At 74.3% G+C, this 16,092-nt stretch carries 15 protein-coding genes; 5 read left to right on the forward strand and 10 right to left on the reverse strand.

Translation table 11 applies throughout. The features are described from left to right. Nucleotides 1–69 precede the first annotated feature (69 nt). Nucleotides 70–666 (reverse strand): nicotinate-nucleotide adenylyltransferase, encoded by a 597-nt coding sequence (gene nadD / locus LQ51_RS30135; protein ID WP_046571595.1) that lies wholly within the window; start codon nt 664–666, stop codon nt 70–72. A 174-nt stretch (nt 667–840) separates the two neighbouring features. Between nadD and LQ51_RS30140 the strand changes: the two genes are divergently transcribed. Both LQ51_RS30140 and LQ51_RS30145 read left to right on the forward strand, forming a co-directional pair. After that, complete coding sequence (locus LQ51_RS30140) at nt 841–1,479, forward strand: PadR family transcriptional regulator (protein WP_046571596.1); 639 nt, start codon at nt 841–843, stop codon at nt 1,477–1,479. Nucleotides 1,480–1,632: 153 nt separating this feature from the next. Further along, complete coding sequence (locus tag LQ51_RS30145) at nt 1,633–2,838, forward strand: FAD-dependent monooxygenase (RefSeq protein WP_046571598.1); 1,206 nt, start codon at nt 1,633–1,635, stop codon at nt 2,836–2,838. A 139-nt stretch (nt 2,839–2,977) separates the two neighbouring features. Here the strand turns inward: LQ51_RS30145 and pepN are convergent, their stop codons facing one another. Next, the gene (gene pepN / locus LQ51_RS30150; RefSeq protein ID WP_046571686.1) at nt 2,978–5,494 is read right to left on the reverse strand and encodes an aminopeptidase N; all 2,517 of its coding nucleotides are present in this window, start codon (nt 5,492–5,494) and stop codon (nt 2,978–2,980) included. Between the two features lie 65 nt (nt 5,495–5,559). Here pepN and LQ51_RS30155 point away from each other — a divergent pair, with 65 nt between their 5' ends. Then, nucleotides 5,560–5,778, forward strand: coding sequence for a DUF397 domain-containing protein (locus tag LQ51_RS30155; RefSeq protein WP_046571600.1), 219 nt, complete (start codon nt 5,560–5,562; stop codon nt 5,776–5,778). Between the two features lie 10 nt (nt 5,779–5,788). Here LQ51_RS30155 and LQ51_RS30160 read toward each other — a convergent pair whose 3' ends face one another. Further along, complete coding sequence (locus tag LQ51_RS30160) at nt 5,789–6,175, reverse strand: hypothetical protein (protein ID WP_046571689.1); 387 nt, start codon at nt 6,173–6,175, stop codon at nt 5,789–5,791. A 281-nt stretch (nt 6,176–6,456) separates the two neighbouring features. Between LQ51_RS30160 and LQ51_RS30165 the strand changes: the two genes are divergently transcribed. Then, nucleotides 6,457–7,704, forward strand: a complete 1,248-nt coding sequence (locus LQ51_RS30165; RefSeq protein WP_046571690.1) for a cytochrome P450 — start codon at nt 6,457–6,459, stop codon at nt 7,702–7,704. A gap of 101 nt (nt 7,705–7,805) precedes the next feature. Here LQ51_RS30165 and LQ51_RS30170 read toward each other — a convergent pair whose 3' ends face one another. From LQ51_RS30170 to LQ51_RS30185, 4 genes are all read right to left on the reverse strand, one after another. Beyond that, nucleotides 7,806–8,264 (reverse strand): hypothetical protein, encoded by a 459-nt coding sequence (locus tag LQ51_RS30170; RefSeq protein WP_046571602.1) that lies wholly within the window; start codon nt 8,262–8,264, stop codon nt 7,806–7,808. 1 nt (nt 8,265) lies between these two features. Then, entirely contained in the window at nt 8,266–10,713 is a 2,448-nt protein-coding gene (locus tag LQ51_RS30175) for a molybdopterin oxidoreductase family protein (RefSeq protein ID WP_046571604.1), read from the reverse strand. A gap of 146 nt (nt 10,714–10,859) precedes the next feature. Next, nucleotides 10,860–12,038, reverse strand: a complete 1,179-nt coding sequence (locus LQ51_RS30180) for a zinc-dependent alcohol dehydrogenase (RefSeq protein WP_046571607.1) — start codon at nt 12,036–12,038, stop codon at nt 10,860–10,862. Next, on the reverse strand, nt 12,035–12,673 hold the full coding sequence (locus tag LQ51_RS30185; RefSeq protein WP_046571609.1) for an SRPBCC family protein: 639 nt from the start codon (nt 12,671–12,673) through the stop codon (nt 12,035–12,037). Before LQ51_RS30185 ends, LQ51_RS30180 begins: the two co-directional genes overlap by 4 nt. 143 nt (nt 12,674–12,816) lie before the next feature. On the opposite strand from LQ51_RS30185, the gene LQ51_RS30190 reads away from it, so the two are divergent. Beyond that, a complete protein-coding gene (locus tag LQ51_RS30190) occupies nt 12,817–13,923 on the forward strand; it encodes a glycosyltransferase family 2 protein (RefSeq protein WP_156313284.1) in 1,107 nt (368 codons plus the stop codon). Between the two features lie 184 nt (nt 13,924–14,107). Here LQ51_RS30190 and LQ51_RS30195 read toward each other — a convergent pair whose 3' ends face one another. The 3 genes from LQ51_RS30195 to LQ51_RS30205 are packed head-to-tail and all read right to left on the reverse strand — an operon-like array spanning nt 14,108 to nt 16,015. Further along, entirely contained in the window at nt 14,108–14,746 is a 639-nt protein-coding gene (locus LQ51_RS30195; protein WP_046571614.1) for a DUF3618 domain-containing protein, read from the reverse strand. Continuing rightward, the gene (locus LQ51_RS30200) at nt 14,743–15,207 is read right to left on the reverse strand and encodes a phage holin family protein (protein ID WP_082159728.1); all 465 of its coding nucleotides are present in this window, start codon (nt 15,205–15,207) and stop codon (nt 14,743–14,745) included. The genes LQ51_RS30195 and LQ51_RS30200 overlap by 4 nt, the downstream gene beginning before the upstream one ends. A 31-nt stretch (nt 15,208–15,238) precedes the next feature. After that, on the reverse strand, nt 15,239–16,015 hold the full coding sequence (locus LQ51_RS30205) for a hypothetical protein (RefSeq protein WP_046571616.1): 777 nt from the start codon (nt 16,013–16,015) through the stop codon (nt 15,239–15,241). Nucleotides 16,016–16,092: the final 77 nt, after the last annotated feature.

Raw genomic sequence — 16,092 nt, forward strand, 5'->3', positions numbered from 1 at the left:
ACCCGGCGCGGCGACGACTTGCCAGTTCTGGTCGATTTCAGGGACAACGGCTCACATTCCGGGGCGAAGTCACCGCTGGTAGAGGCGCCGTTTTGCGATGTACTGCACCACACCGTCCGGCACCAGGTACCAGACCGGCTCACCGCGGGCCACCCGGGCCCGGCAGTCGGTCGAGGAGATCGCCATGGCCGGCACCTGGACCAGGCTGACCGTGTCGGCCGGGAGGTGCTTGTCGGTGAGTTCGAAGCCAGGCCGGGTCACCCCGATGAAGTGGGCCAGCTCGAACATCTTGTCCACCTCCTTCCAGGACAGGATGCGCTCCAGCGCGTCCGCCCCGGTGATGAAGAAGAGCTGGACCTTGGGGCCGTACTCGGCGTGCAGGTCGCGGAGGGTGTCGACGGTGTACGTCGGGCCGTTCCGGTCGATGTCGACCCGGCTGACCTGGAACCGGGGGTTGGAGGCGGTGGCGATCACCGTCATGAGGTAGCGGTCCTCGGCGGGGGTGACCGTCTCGTCCGCCTTCTGCCAGGGCTGCCCGGTGGGCACGAAGACCACCTCGTCCAGGCCGAACCGGTCGGCCACCTCGCTGGCGGCCACCAGGTGCCCGTGGTGGATGGGGTCGAAGGTCCCGCCCATGATCCCGATCCGCCGGATGTCTTCCTCCACTCCGCGATCGTAGGCCCGCAGCCGCGGCGACCGGTCGGGCCCCGGACGGGGCGCCGGCGCCCGGCGGAGGCTTCCCCCATCGAGGATGTTCCGGGGCGGGCTTCCCCGCGACCACTCCGATCCGTATACTCGTCTGCGAGTAATCGGAGACGAGCAGTGTCGAGGGAGGCGGGGATGGCGGCGCGACGGAAGGTCAACAATCTGCTGGCGCTGGCCGTGCTCTCCGCCCTCGTCCAGCAGCCGATGCACCCCTACGAGATCGCCACCGCGCTCCGTTCCTGGGGCAAGGACGAGGACATGGCGATCAAGTGGGGGTCGTTCTACACCGTCGTCCGCAACATGGAGCGGCACGGCCTGATCGCGGCCGTGGAGAGCGTCCGTGCGGGCCGGCGGCCGGAGCGCACCGTCTACCGGATCACCGATGCCGGGCGGGCGGAGCTGGTCGACTGGGCCCGCGAGCTGGTCGGCGACCCGGTCTCCGAGCAGTCCCGCTTCCGGGCCGGCCTGTCCGTGCTCGCCGCGCTGCACCCCGACGACGCCAGCACGCTGCTGCGGCAGCGGCTGGACCGGGTGGAGGCCGGCATCGCGGCCGGCCGGGCGGCGCTCGCCGAGCACCTGCGCACGGTGCCCCGCCTCTTCCTCATCGAGTCGGAATACGACCTCGCCGTCCGCGAGGCGGAGGCCGCCTGGCTGCGCGACCTGCTCGCGGAGCTCGACACCGGCCGTTACCCGGGGCTCGACCAGTGGCGGGCCTACCACGAGGGCGGCGGGACGGCGGACGGGACCGCAGAAGGGAGCGGCCCCGCGCAGTAGTTGGACGGCCCCGGCACGGTGCGCCAACACCAGGCCGGGGCCCTTACCCCGAACCGACACCCGAGGGCGCCCGGCCCGAAGCGACCACCTTGAGGATAGCTGGGCTCCCTCCGGGTCGGTTCACCACGACCACCGACCATCCCGGGAGGGACCATGACCAGAGTACGAACCGCCATCGTGATCGGTGGCGGCATCGCCGGCCCGGTGACCGCGCTGGCGCTGCACCGCGCCGGCATCACCGCCACCGTCCACGAGGCGTACCCGCGCACCACCGACGGGGTGGGCGGCACGCTCGCCCTGGCCGCCAACGGTGTCGCGGCGCTGCGCATCGTCGACGCCGACCAGCCGGTGACCGCGATCGGCACCCCGATCCACCGCACCGCCATGGCGGTCGACCGCCGCCGTTTCGACCTGCCCGGCCTGCCCGACGTGGGGCCGATGCAGGCGGTGCACCGCAACGAACTGCACCGGGTGCTGCACGAGCGCGCGGTGGCCGAAGGGGTGGTCATCACGCACGGCCGCCGGCTGGTCGACGTCCACGAGTCCGGGGACGGCGTCACCGCCCGTTTCGCCGACGGCAGCACCGCCACCGCCGACGTGCTGATCGGCGCGGACGGCATCCACTCCACGGTCCGCACCCTGATCGACCCGGACGCGGTCGGCCCGCGCTTCACCGGGCTGCTCGGCTTCGAGGCGGTGGCCCGGCACGAGGTCGACGCCGCCCCCGGCACGATGACCTTCGCCTTCGGCCGGGGCGGCTACTACCTCTACTGGCCGGAGCCGGGCGGCGGCACCCGGTGGGGGGTCAACCTGCCGCAGGAGCGGCCGATGAGCCTCACCGAGGCCCGCGCCGTCCCGGCCGAGGAGTGGTTGCGGATCCTGCGGGCCGCGTACGGCGACGACGACCCGGGCCGGGACCTGATGCGTACCAGCAGCGCGGCGGACCTGCGGGTCGTCGGCTCGCTGCACATCATGCCGCCGGTCCGGCACTGGCACCGGGGCCGGATGGTGCTGGTCGGCGACGCCGCCCACGCGCCGTCCAACAGCTCGGGTCAGGGCGCCTCACTGGCCATCGAGAGCGCCGTGCAGCTCGCCCGCTGCCTGCGCGACCTGCCCGACGTCCCGGCCGCCTTCGCGACCTACGAGCGGCTGCGGCGCGGCCGGGTGGAGCGGATTGCGGCCCGGGCGGCACGGATCAACCAGGCCAAGGCGCCCGGCCCGGTGGCGCGCACGCTCATGCCGCTGCTCATGCCGCTGCTGATCCGCACGGCGATGAACCCGGAGAAGACCCTCGGCGCCGAGCTGCGCTACCGCATCGACTGGGAGTCGCCGGTGGCCGCCGGCGCGGCGGCCGGCTGAGCCGGGCCCGGTGGGTGGCGCGGGCGAGCCACCCACCGGCCCGACCGGTCCGCCACCGGTCACTCGCCGGCCCGACCGGTCCGCCACCGGCCCGACCGGTCACTCGCCGGCCCGACCGGTCACTCGCCGGCCCGACCGGTCACGCGCCGGCGGCGGCCACCGCCGTCCGGGCCACCAGCGCCCGGCGCAGGTCGTCGTCGAGGTCCACCACCCGGCGGCGCAGCCCCGGGGTGAGGTCGTCCCGGGCCAGCAACGCGGCGGCCAGGTCCCGGGTCGGCTGCGCGACCGCGTAGCGGGGGAACGCCAGGCTCGCGACCCGGTCGGCCGTCCAGGGGGTACGCAGCCGCGCCGCCGCCGGCATGTCGGCGAAGTACCGCTCGACGTGGCCGGCGGTCAGCGCGGCCTGCTCCGGCTGCCAGAAGCCCTCCGCGGTGGCCTCCACGAGCCGGTTCGACAGCTCGGTGTTGTGGATGACGATCTCCCAGGCGGCCGCCTTGGCGTCCGCATCCGGTAGCGCCGCCCGGCAGCTCGCAGCCCGCTCGGCGCCGAGCGCGCTGCGGTCGGCGGCCGCCTCGGCGGCGATCTCCGGCTCGCCAGCCGCGCCGAGCACCACCAGCCGGTGCAGCAGCGCCCAGCGCAGGTCGGCGTCGACCGCGAGCCCCTCCGGCACGCCCTTGCCGGCCAGCCATCCGGCGAGCAGGCCGGTGTCGGTGCCGGCGGCGATCAGGCCACGCGCGGCGGCCAGCTGCAACGAGCCGCCGGCCGGCGCCCCGGCGAGCATGGCGGCGCAGGCCCCAGAGATGCGGAGCAGGGCCGCCTCCCGGGCCAGCGGCTCCAGGTAGCGGTCGACCAGGCTCCGGCTGAGGGTGAGCACGTCCTCCGCGATGACCACCTCGGTCTCCACCGGCAGCGCCGCCGCGATCAACGACACCACCGAGGCCACCGGCCGCTCGCCGTCGGTGGCCGCGTCCAGGGCCTCACCCCAGAGCAGCGCCCGGGCGAGCGGGTCGTCCAGGCCGGGCAGCAGCAGCGGTACGGCGTCCGCCGAGGCGGCGTCGAGCCGGATCTTGGCGAAGGTGAGGTCGCCGGCGTTGGGCAGCAGCAGGCCGGTGGCCGGCTGCCCGAGCAGCTCGGTCAGCTCGGTGCGGCCGTGGTCGGCGTCCGGGTCGAGGTCCACCTCGAAGCGGCGCACCGGGGCGTCCGGGGCGAACCGGGCCACCCCGATGCGGTGCGGCCGCAGCACCGGGTACGCCTCCGGCGCGGTCTGCACCACCGCCGCCTCGGTCCACCGGCCGTCGGCGTCCACCGCCGTGACCATCCGCAGGGTGTTGACCTGCGGGGTGCGCAGCCAGCGCTGCGCCCAGTCGGTGAGGTTCCGCCCGCTCGCCGCGCCGAGGCTCTCCAGCAGGTCGGCCAGGGTGGCGTTGCCGAACCGGTGCTTGGCGAAGTGCGCGTTCAGGCCGGTGAGGAAGGCCTCGTCGCCCAGCCAGGCGACGAGCTGACGCAGCACGCTGGCGCCCTTGGCGTACGAGATGCCGTCGAAGTTGAGCAGGCCCTGGGCGGCGTCGGCCACCTCCGCCGGGGCCACCGGGTGGGTGGACGGGCGCTGGTCGGCCGCGTACCCCCAGGCCTTGCGGCGCATCGCGAAGGTGGTCCAGGCCTGGTCGAAGCGGGTCGCCTCGGCGGTGACCCGGGTGCCCAGGTACTCCGCGAACGACTCGTTCAGCCACAGGTCGTCCCACCAGCGCATGGTCACCAGGTCGCCGAACCACATGTGCGCCATCTCGTGGGCGATCGTGGTGGCCCGCAGCTCCCGCTGGGTGTCGGTGACGGCGGAGCGGAAGACGTAGTCGTCCCGGAAGGTGACCAGACCGGGGTTCTCCATGGCGCCGGCGTTGAACTCCGGCACGAACGCCTGGTCGTACTTGCCGAACGGGTAACGCTCGGCGAAGAGCTGGTGGAACCGGTCGAGGCACTGCCGGGTGATGGTGAAGATCTCCTCGGCGTCGGCGTCCAGGTGGGCGGCGAGCGAGCGCCGGCAGTAGATGCCGAGCGGGATGCCGTCGTGCTCGGCGTGCCGCACGTGCCACGGGCCGGCGATCAGGCTGAAGAAGTACGTGGCCAGGGGCGCGGTCGGGGCGAACTCCCAGCGCCCGGGCGCGGGCCGGTCGGCGAGCTGCCCGTTGGCCGCCACCGTCCACTCCGGCGGGGCGGTGACCGAGAGGGTCACCGGGGCCTTCAGGTCGGGCTGGTCGAAGGCGGCGAAGATCCGCTGCACGTCGTCGAGGAAGGACATCGCGTACAGGTAGGTCTCCCCGTCGGCCGGGTCGACGAACCGGTGCATCCCCTCACCGGTGTTCGAGTAGGCCATCTCGGCGCTGACGGTCAGCGTGTTCGTCGCGGCCAGGCCGGTCAGCGGCAGCCGGTTGTCGGCCAGCACGGCCGGGTCGAGCTCCCGGTCGTTGAGGCGTACCGCGTGCAGGTGCGCGGGTTTCACCTCGGCGAAGGTCTCGGCCCCGGGGGTCGCCCGGAACTGGACGGTCACGGTCGAGCGGAACCGCTCACCGCCGCCGGTCAGGTCGAGGTCCACCTGGTAGGACTCGACGGTGATCGCCGCGCCACGCGCGGTCGCCTCTACACGGTTCAGGCTCGGCATCCGCTTATCCTGCCCGATGAGGTCCACGGGAATCTTCCGGTGGCGTGTGGTGATGGAGGAACACGATGGGTCAGCACCCCAAGGGCGACTTCGACCTCTCCCGGGCGGTCTGGCAGCGGGCCGACGGGGACAGCTCCGAGAGCGCGGTCGAGGTGGCCTTCGTCGACGACCTGATCGGGATGCGCAACTCGGCCGAACCGGACGGCCCGGTGCTCGTTTTCACCCAGGCCGAGTGGGACGCCTTCGTGGCGGGTGCCCAGGACGGCGAGTTCGACCTGGACTGAGCGGCGGCGGTCAGTCACCGTCGCCCCAACCGAGCCCGCCGGGACCCGGCGCGTGGTGGAAGCCGGGATGGCCGGCCACGTCGGTGCAGCGCTCGCCGTCGGGCCCGAGCGCGCCGCAGAACAGCCGCTCGGCCCGGTGCCAGGCGTCGGCCGGGGAGAGCGCCGCCGCACCGAGCGCCAGCTCCGGGCGGAGCAGGGCCAACGCCTCGGCGTACGCCACGGCCAGCTCGCCCGCGACGGCCCGGTCGGCGGCCTCGAAGCCCAGGTGCACGGTGAAGAACCGGGGCGGGCGGGAGCCGGCCCGGCGGGCGGGCGCGAGCAGCGGCTCGCCGCCGCCCGCGCCGAACCCGGTCCCCAACCGTCGTGGCCGCCAGCGCGGCGCCCTGTTGTCCCGCATCCGGTCCTCCCCGTCCTCGTGCCCGGCCGCCGCCGACCCGGTGCGGCCGGTGCGGCGGTGACCCGGACCGGCCCACCGCCGGTCCCGCACCCGAGCCAACCAGCTTTCCGCCGCCCTGGGAGGGGCCAGCTCACGCGCGCGGGCTGGCCCCTCCCCGGCACGCGCGCCGGCCGGCGCCCGACGGGCGGGCCCGACCGGACCACCCGGCGGGCGGGATTCACCCGCGCGGACCGGGGTAGACGCGCAGCGACCCGTGCCACGCCGCCGTGCAGGAGCAGCCGATGAGCGCCATCCCCACCGATCGCAGTCCGGACAGCACGCTGGCCTTCCTCCGCACGGGGTACCGGTTCATCGGCGAGCGCTGCGACCGCTTCGGCAGCGACATCTTCCAGACCCGGCTGCTGCTGGAGCCGACCATCTGCCTGCGCGGCCGCCCGGCCGCCGAGCTGTTCTACGACGACGACCGGTTCATCCGGCGGGGTGCCCTGCCGATGCGCGCGCAGCGCACCCTCACCGGAGTGGGCGGCGTACAGGGGCTCGACGACGCGGCACACCGGACCCGCAAGGCCATGCTGATGTCGATCATGACACCGACCGCGATCCGCCACCTCGGGCAGCTGGTCGAGGACGAGTGGCACGCCCGCATCCCGGTCTGGGCCGGCGCCGGGCCGGTCGTCCTCTACGCCGAGGTCGGCCGGATCCTGACCCGGGCGGTCTGCGCCTGGGCCGGGGTGCCGCTGGCCGACAGCGAGGTGACCCGCCGCACCGACGAGTTGCACGCGATGATCGACGCGCCGGCCGCCCTCGGCCCCCGGCACTGGCGCGGTCTGCTCGCCCGCCGGCGCGCCGAACGGTGGGCCGGCGAGCTGGTCCGGCGGGTCCGCGCCGGCGACCTGCCGGTGCCCGAGGGCGCGGCGCTGCGGGTGATCGCCGAGCACCGCGACGAGCGCGGCGGGCTGCTGCCCCGCCGGATCGCCGCCGTGGAGCTGCTGAACATCCTCCGGCCCACGGTCGCGGTCGACCGGTTCGTGGTCTTCGCCGCGCTGGCCCTGCACGACCACCCGCAGTGGCGGGACCGGGTCCGCGACGACGACGCCGCCACCGAGCGCTTCGTGCAGGAGGTACGCCGCTACTACCCGTTCTTCCCGGTGGCCGCCGCCCGGGTCCGGCGCTCCTTCGAGTGGCAGGGGTACGCGTTCCCGCTGGGCCGCCGGGTGCTGCTCGACCTGTACGCCACCAACCACCACCCGCAACTGTGGCCCGAGCCGGAGCGGTTCCGGCCGGACCGGTTCGCCGGCGGGCCGGCCGACCCGTTCAGCCTGATCCCGCAGGGCGGCGGCGACCACTTCGCCGGGCACCGCTGCGCCGGCGAGTGGCTCACCATCGAGCTGATGAAACGGGCCGTCGCCGCCCTCACCGGCGCGATGAGCTACCAGGTGCCGCCCCAGAACCTGGCCCTGAACCTCGGCCGGATGCCCACCCTGCCCGCCAGCGGCCTGCTCATCGACACGGTCCGGCGTGCCGGGTGAGGATCAGCGGGCCACCTCGAACACCAGGTCGGTGATCTGGCCCGAGTCGTCGCAGCGGGTCGTGCGCAGCACCACCGGCCCGGGCCCCGGGCTACCGCCGGTCATTCCGCCACCACGAGGGCCTGCGGAGCGGCCTGCTTCATCCGGGTCCGCAGCCACTTGAGCTGGATCGCGGTCTCCTGCTCACACGCCTTCACCACGCCGAGCAGCTCCTCGTCCCGGGCCCCGTACGCGGCCTGCCCCACCACCGTCCAGCAGATGTCACACTCGGCGGCCATCAGGTAGAGGTCCTGGAGGTCCCGGAGCAGCCCGATCGGCCCGGTCCGGGTGCCGTTGAAGAGCTCCGAGTGCAGCCGGTCCGGCTCGGCCGGGGCCTCCTCGGCGTACCGGCCGGCGAACGGGGCCAGCTTTTCGGCGTGCCCCCGGCACTGGGTGGCCAGCTTCTCGCAGGTGTGGAAGACGTCCGGCTCCTCGCTGTGCGCCTTCCCCACCTCGGTGAACGCGTCGCCGAGCCGTTCCTGCGCCTTGTGCAGCAGCCCGAGATAGTGCGCGAGGTGCATCTCATTCCCTCCTCGACGGCGCCTCGGCGGCCGGCCCGCCGACCGTGGCCGGGATGCCCGAACCTTCCGGCGGGGCGGCGCCGCCGACGGTCGGCGCGGGCGACGGCCGGCCGCCCGAGTCGGCCTCCTTCACCACCCGGACCGCCGCCACTTTGAAGATCGGCTGCTTGGAGACCGGGTCCCAGGCGGTGATGGTCAGCTCGTTGGCCGCCCGGTCGTGCCGGCCCTCCCCCGGGCCGGCGCCGTCGGCGGCGTCCCAGTAGCCGTCGTGGAACGGCACGAAGACCACGCCGGGGCGGACCCCGCAGAGCCGGGCCCGGCCGCGGACCACGCCGCGCGGCGACTCGACCCGCACCAGGTCCCCCTCGGCCACCCCGAGCTTGTCGGCGTCGGCCGGGTTCAGCTCGACCCACGACTCGGGCGCGGCGTGCACGAGCTGGCTGGCCCGGCCGGTCTTGGTCCGGGTGTGGAACTGGTAGACGGTCCGGCCGGTGGTGAGCAGCAGCGGGTACTCCTCGCCGGGCACCTCCGGCGACGGCTGGTACGGCGTCGCGTGCAGGAACGCCCGCCCGCCGGGCTGCTTGGCCCGGTACTCCTCCGGCAGCTGCTCGGCCCCGGTGGCCAGGTCGTGGCCGTACGACTCGCAGTAGTCCGGGTCGGTGTTGAACACACCGTCGGTGTAGAGCCGCTCGGTGCCGTCCGGATGCTCGTCGGTGCACGGCCACTGAACGCCGCCGGTGCGCAGCTGGTCGTAGGTGATGCCGGTGTAGTCGCACGGCCGGCCGCGGGAGCACTCCTTCCAGGCCTCGAAGACCTCCTCCGGCCCGGTCCAGGTGATCAGCGGATTCCCGTCCTTGTCGCGGAAGTCCATCCGGCGCGCGTAGTCCAGGAAGATGTCCAGGTCAGGACGGGCCTCGCCGGGCGGCTCGACGGCCTTGTCGGAGATGTGCACGGTCCGGTCCACGCTGGTGAACGTGCCGGTCTTCTCGCCCCAGGTGGCGGCCGGCAGCACCACGTCGGCCAGCTCGGCGGTCTCGGTCAGGAACAGGTCCTGCACCACCACGAACAGCTCCGGGTTGGCCAGGATCCGGCGGATCCGGGCCAGGTCGGGCAGGGAGACCGCCGGGTTGGTGGCCGAGATCCAGAGCAGCTTGATCGAGCCCTGCTCGGCGTACCGGAAGATCTGCATGGCGTGTGTCGGCGGCGCCCAGTGCGGGATCGTGTCGACCTCGACGTTCCACAGCCGGGCCAGCTCCGCGACGTGCTCCTCGTTGGCCCAGTTGCGCAGGCCGGGCAGGTCGCCGTCGGCGCCGCACTCCCGGTTGTTCTGCGCGGTCGGCTGCCCGTTCATCTGGTACAGCCCGGCGCCGGGCCGGCCGAGCATGCCGCGGATCAGGTGCAGGTTGTTCACCTGGCAGGACGCCGCGGTGGCCTGGTTGGACTGGTAGAAGCCCTGCAGGACGGTGGAGAGCAGCCGCTGCGACTGCCCGAGCAGCTCGGCGGCCCGCTCGATGTCCCGGGCCGGCAGGTCGCAGATCTCCGCCACCTTCGCCACCGGGTAGTCCTCGACCACCGCGCACAACTCGTCGAAGCCGATGGTGTGCGCGCGGACGTACTCCTCGTCGTACCAGCCGCGGTGGATCAGCTCGCGGAGCAGGCCGTTGAGCAACGCCAGGTTGGTGCCGTTGCGCACCGCCAGGTGCACGTCGGCCTCCCGGGCCACCGGGGTGGCGCGCGGGTCCACCGCGAGCATCGCCGGCGGGTTCGGTCCGCGCCGCCGGTCCAGCATCCGCATCCAGAGCACCGTCTGGGTCTCCGCGACGTTGTGCCCCCAGAGCGCGATCGCGTCGCAGCGGTCCACGTCGGTGTACGACCCGGGCTGCCCGTCGGTGCCGAAGGACGCCTTGAGCGCCGCCGCGGCGGTGGCGGTGCAGAGCCGGGTGTTGCCGTCCATGTGCGGGGTGCCCAGCCCGGCCTTCCCGATCACGCCGAGCGTGTAGTACTCCTCCAGGAAGAGCTGCCCGCTGGTGTAGAAGCCGAAGTGCCCCCAGCCGCCGGGGCCGTCCAGCAGTTCCTTCGAGCGGGCGACGAGCCGGCCCATCGCGGTGTCCCAGTCGGTCTCGACCAGCCGGTCGCCCTCCCGCACCAGCGGCCGGCGCAGCCGGTCCGGGCTGTGGTTGGCCTGCCAGCCGTACAGGTCCTTCGGATCGACCCGGCCGTGGTTGATCCGGTCCCCGGCCCGGCCGCGGACGCCGACGATCCGGTCGTCGCGCACCGCGATGTCCATGGCGTCGCCGTTCGAATGCAGGATGGAGGCGCTCGGCACCCAACGCTGCACGTCCGCCTCGGTGTGCCCGTCGGCGAGGAAGCTGTCGACCCGCACCGGCCAGCGTTCCCCCGGCCCGTACGGCGTGCGCTTCCCCCACGGGTCGGCGATCCGGTCCACCATCTCGTCACCCCTCCTTCGGCGCGGCCCACAGCGGCATCGGCCGACCGGTGGCCCGGGACGGCGTCTCGTCGGCCCCCGCCGGCAGGTCACCGGCGGTACCCGACGACGGTGCCCGCACCGGACGCCCGTCCCGGGCCGTGATCCGGTCAGGCCGCCTGCGGGTGCAGCACCGTCCGCAGGCAACCGTCCTGCTTCTGCTCGAAGATCTCGTAGCCCCGGGCGCCGTCGGCCAGCGACATCGGGTGGGTGGCCAGGTAGCCCGGATCGATCTCGCCGACCGCGATCCGGTCCAACAGCATGGGAATGTAGCGCTGGGCGTGCATCTGCCCCATCCGCAGCACCAGGGCCTTGTTCATGGCCGCGCCCAGGGGGAACTTGTCGACCAGCCCGCCGTACACCCCGACGATGCTCACCGTGCCGCCCTTGCGGCACGCCATGATCGCCTGGCGGACCGAGGTCGGCCGGTCGCTCTGCAGCCGGGCGCTCTGCTTGGCCTTGTCGTAGGCGTACGTCGGGCCGACGTCGTGCGCCTCCATCCCGACCGCCTCGATGCAGGCGTCCGGTCCGCGCCCGGCGGTCAACTCGCGCAGCGCCTCCAGCACGTCGGTCTCCGCGTAGTTGATCGTCTCCACGCCGAGCCGCCCGGCGGCGGTGGCCAGCCGGTCCGGCAGCCGGTCGATGACGATGACCCGCTCCGCGCCGAGGATCTGCGCGGACCGGGCGGCCATCTGGCCCACCCCGCCGGCACCCCAGACCGCCACCACCTCGCCGCCCTTGAGGCCGCAGAAGTCGGCGGCCATCCAGCCGGTCGGCATCGCGTCGGAGGCGAACACCACCGAGTCGTCGGGCACCCCGTCCGGGACGGTGAACGCGCCGACATCGCCGAACGGCACCCGGATGTACTCGGCGTGGCTGCCGGCGTAGCCGCCCGCCGCGTGCGAGTAGCCGAGGATGCCGGCCGGTGAGTGCCCCCACAGCTTCTCCGTGAAGACCGGCTGCGGGTTGGAGTTGTCGCAGAGCGAGTACTGCTCGGTGCGGCAGTACCAGCAGCCACCGCAGGCCACCACGGAACCGACCACCACCCGGTCGCCGACCTTGATCCGCCGGACGTCGGGACCGGTCTCCACCACCTCGCCCATGAACTCGTGGCCGAGGATGTCGCCCTCCCGCATCGCCGGCAGGTACCCGTTGATCAGGTGCAGGTCGGAGCCGCAGACGCTGCTGGCCCGCACCTTGACGATGATGTCGCCGCCCGACCGGATGGTCGGCTCCGGCACGTCGCGTACGGCCAGCTTGCCGACGCCCTCCCAGCACAGCGCCTTCACGGCCGGCCTCCCGCCATCAGCTTCTCCCGGACCCGGTCGGTCGCCGGCTCCTGCTTCGGGTCGCGCCCCGACGGGTCGCGCCGGGTGTCCAGCACCTGGCCGGTCTCGATCAGCGACTTGATCCGCCGCAGGGCGCTCCGCAACGCCAGGTCCGGGTCGTGCCCGCCGGCCAACCCCAGCACCCGGCGGGCCGGCCCGGAGCGCCAACGCAGCTCGGTGCGGATCTCGGTGCCCCGGTCCTGCGGCGCCTCGGTCAGCTCGACCCGCCCGCGCTGCTCCGTCGGCCCGTCGGTCACCCGCCAGCTCAGCCGGCCGGGACCGTCGACGGTGAGCTCGGCCCGCCACTCGGTGCTGCCGCCGGCCGGGTCGCTGGCCACGCAACGCCAGCGGGTCTCGTCGAGCTGCTCCAGCGTCGCCCACTCGCCGAGCCCCCGGTCCAGCCGTTCCCGATCGGTCCAGAAGCCGATCACGGCGTCCATCGGCCGGTCCACGGTGATTCCCCGGTGGACGACGTACCAGCCGTCCTCCCGCGCCGGTTGATGCCGCCGTCGCCGCCGGAGCACCGCCCGGCCGACCCCGACCGCGGTCGCCGTGGCGGCGCCGGCCAGCGCCCACCTCGTTGCGTTGCTGCTCATCACGTCTCCTCCACCCGGGCGTTGCGGTCCGCCCCACCCCCGCAGCGCTACCCGGCAGGACCGCGTCGAAACGGCAAACCGGTTTGACCACCGAAATTTCGGGCACGCCGCCGGCCACCCGCGAGTGCGGAAGGGGTACGTCTTTGCCTGCGAACCACCGCGCCGCCGGCCCGGCCGGACCGGACCCCGGCCCGCGACCGGCCGGCCGGTTGGGAATCGAGTACGTCCTGCCACTGCGCTGGTCGGCCGACACCGGCCTGGCCGAGCTGACCGGCTACCTGCGGCACCTGCGGCGGTGGGTGGACGTGACCGTGGTGGACGGGTCGGCGCCGGAACTCTTCGCCCGGCACGCGGCCGCCTGGCGAGGGCTGGTCCGGCAGCTGCCACCGGACCCCGCGCTGCGCGGACGCAACGGCAAGGTGCTGGGCGTGCTCACCGGCGTGGCCGCGGCCCGGCACGAACACGTGGTGATCGCCGACGACGACGTCCGCTACGACGAGGCCGGGCTGCGCGCCGTGCACGACCTGCTGGACCGGGTGGACCTGGTCCGCCCGCAGAACCACTTCGACCCGCTGCCCTGGCACGCCTGGTGGGACACCGGCCGGACCCTGCTGAACCGGGCGTTCGCCGGGGACTGGCCGGGCACCCTGGCGGTGCGCCGGAGCACCTTCCGGGCGATGGGCGGCTACGACCCGGACGTGCTCTTCGAGAACCTGGAGCTGGTCCGGACGGTCCGCGCGTACGGCGGCGTCACGGCGACCCCCGGGTGGCTGTACGTGCGGCGGCTGCCGCCGACCGTGGCGCACTTCCGCGGGCAGCGGGTCCGCCAGGCGTACGACGACCTGGCCCAACCGGCCCGGCTGCTGGCCGCGCTGGCGGTGCTGCCGGCGGTGGCGGCCGCGCTGGCCGTCCGCCGGCCCGGGTTGCTGCTGCGCGCCGGGGTGGCGGCCGTGGCCGTGGCCGAGCTGGGCCGGCGGCGCGGCGGTGGCGCCCGGATCTTCCCGGCGCACACCGCGCTCGCCGCTCCCGGCTGGCTGCTGGAACGCGGGGTCTGCTCGTGGCTGGCGCTGGGCCGGCGGCTGCGCGGCGGCGTCCCCTACGCCGGCGCCCGGGTGCGGACCGCGGCGAACCCGACCCGGGTGTTGCGCCGCCGGCTGGCCGAGCGCCGCCCGGGCGAGCTGCGGCTCTGGGTGGAGGCGGGTGACCTGCCGGTGCCGGCCCGCCGGGCCACCGACCGGCTACCCGGCTGACGGCCCCACTGCCGTGCCGGCCGGCCCGGACGGGACAGCTGGCGGCCGCTCCCCGCGTCCGGCCGGCGCGGACGGGACAGCTGGCGGCCGCTCCCCGCGTCCGGCCGGCCCGGACGGGACAGCTCGCGGCCGCTCCCCGGCGTCCGGCCGGGAGGCGGCCGCGAGCTGCGGCGTACGGGAACGGTCAGGACCGGGCCTGCTGCGCGGTGTCCTTGACGTCCTGGGCGGCGGAGCGGCTGTCCTCCTTGACGGCCTGCGCGGCGTCCTGCGCGGTGGACTTCACCGACTGGGCCGCGTGCTGGGCCGGCTCCCGCAGCTCGTCCTTGAGCTCGCTGGCCACCTCGCCCAGCTTCTCCTTCACCACGCCGCCGTGCTCGGCGGCCTTCTCCTTGAGCTGCGCGGCGACCTGCTGCTCGCGCCGGGTCGCTGGGATCAGCGAGGAGACCAGCATGCCGACGCCGAAGGCGATCACGCCGGCCGCGATCGGGTTGCCCTCGGACTTCTCCCGCAGCACCTGCGGGGCGCGCTGGGCGGCGTCGCCGACGCTGGACGCGGCGGCGTGCGCCTTGTCGCCGACCGTGGACGCCGCCGAGGAGGCGTGGGCGCCCACGGCGTGGGTGGCGTGGCCGGTGCTGTGGCCGAGGTCCGATGCGGTTCCCATCACCTTGTCCTTCACGTTCGTCAGCGCGTACCGGACGCGCCGTTTGCGGTCGTCGACGATGCGGCTCGGGCTGACCTTGTACGCCAGGGCGTCCACGTCCGAGCTGAGGTTGTTGCGGGTGGCTTCGATCTCCCGGCGGATCTGGTCGGGATCGGTGCTCATCGGGTGACTCCCTCCGGGTGCGGCTTGAGCGCGTCGGGGATGCGCTGCACGCTGTCGTTGGTCTGCTTGAGGCCGCGGATCCGCTCGGCGTTCTTCTTGGCCATCGAGTAGAGGACCGCCGCGACGGCGGCCCAGATCACGGCCACGATCAGCGCGGCCAGCCCGGAGTCCATGACGTTGTCCAGGAACTGCCAGAGCGCGATCGAGACGAAGAGCGCCACCATGTAGCCGCCGAAGCCGGCGCCGCCGAAGAGCCCGGCGGCCTTGCCCGCCTTCCGGCCCTCCTGGCGGATCTCCGCCTTGGCCAGCTCCACCTCCTGCCGCATCAGGGTGGACAGGTCGGTGGTCACCTGGCGCATCAGGTCGCCGAGCGAGCTGCCCCGGACCTCCTCCGCGGTGTGCGGGTCGCCCGCCGGCTGGTAACCGGAGTCCAGCCCGGACCCCTGCGTCGGCATGCTCATTGCGTCGCCTCCCTTCTGCCGGACCGGCCGGTCACGGCCGGGTCGAACCGCTCGACGGCACGCCCGGCAGCGGGTCGGTGCGCTCCGGCGGGGGCAGCGGCGCTCCGGTGCCGCCCTGCGGGTCGGCCCAGCCGTTCGGGGCGCCACCGCCCGGGTAGGTCGCGCCCGGCGCCGGGTAGCCCGGGTCCGGCTCGGCGTAGCTGCCCGGCGTCGGGTCGAGGTAGCCGCCCTGCGGGAGCTGGTCCGGCACGGCCCGGGTGGTCGGGATGACCGCCGTCCGATCCGGGTCGTACGCCGGCTGCGCGCCGCCGTCGCCGGCCGCGGCGACGTTGCGGGTGAGCCGGCCGGCGACCACACCGAGCAGCGCGGCGCCGATCAGGAAGGTCCCCGGGTTGCGCCGGGCGTACTCCTTCACCTCGTGCAGCAGGTCGCCCGGCTCGCGCTGCTCCAGCCAGCCGGCCACCCCGTGCACCCGGTCGGCGGCCTGGTGGGCCAGCTCGGTGACCGGGCCGGAGCCGCCGCCGTTCTGCGCCATCGCGCGCACCTCGTCGGCGAGCGAGCGCAGCCCGCTCGCGGCGCGCTGCTGCTGCTGGCTGCTCTGGGCGGTGAGCTGGGTGCGGGCCTCGCCGTACAGGTTGCGGGCCTGGCGCTTCGCCTCGCCCACGACCTCCTGGCCCTGTTCCTTGGCGGTCTGGGCGACCGCGCCACCCGCGTTGGCGGCCTCGGAGCCGACCTGTCGGGCCTGGTCGCGAACCCCGCCGTTGTTCGATTCGTACGTGGCAGACGTCGGTGAGAGATCGTAAGTCATGGTGTCCCTTCCGCTCGATGTCGTAGCGGTTCCTGCTCGGGGGATTCCGCCGGCCGTGCTGCCGGCGTGTCGAAGTC

Origin of the sequence: Micromonospora sp. HK10, assembly GCF_000982955.1 — a bacterium.
GTDB lineage: Bacteria > Actinomycetota > Actinomycetes > Mycobacteriales > Micromonosporaceae > Micromonospora.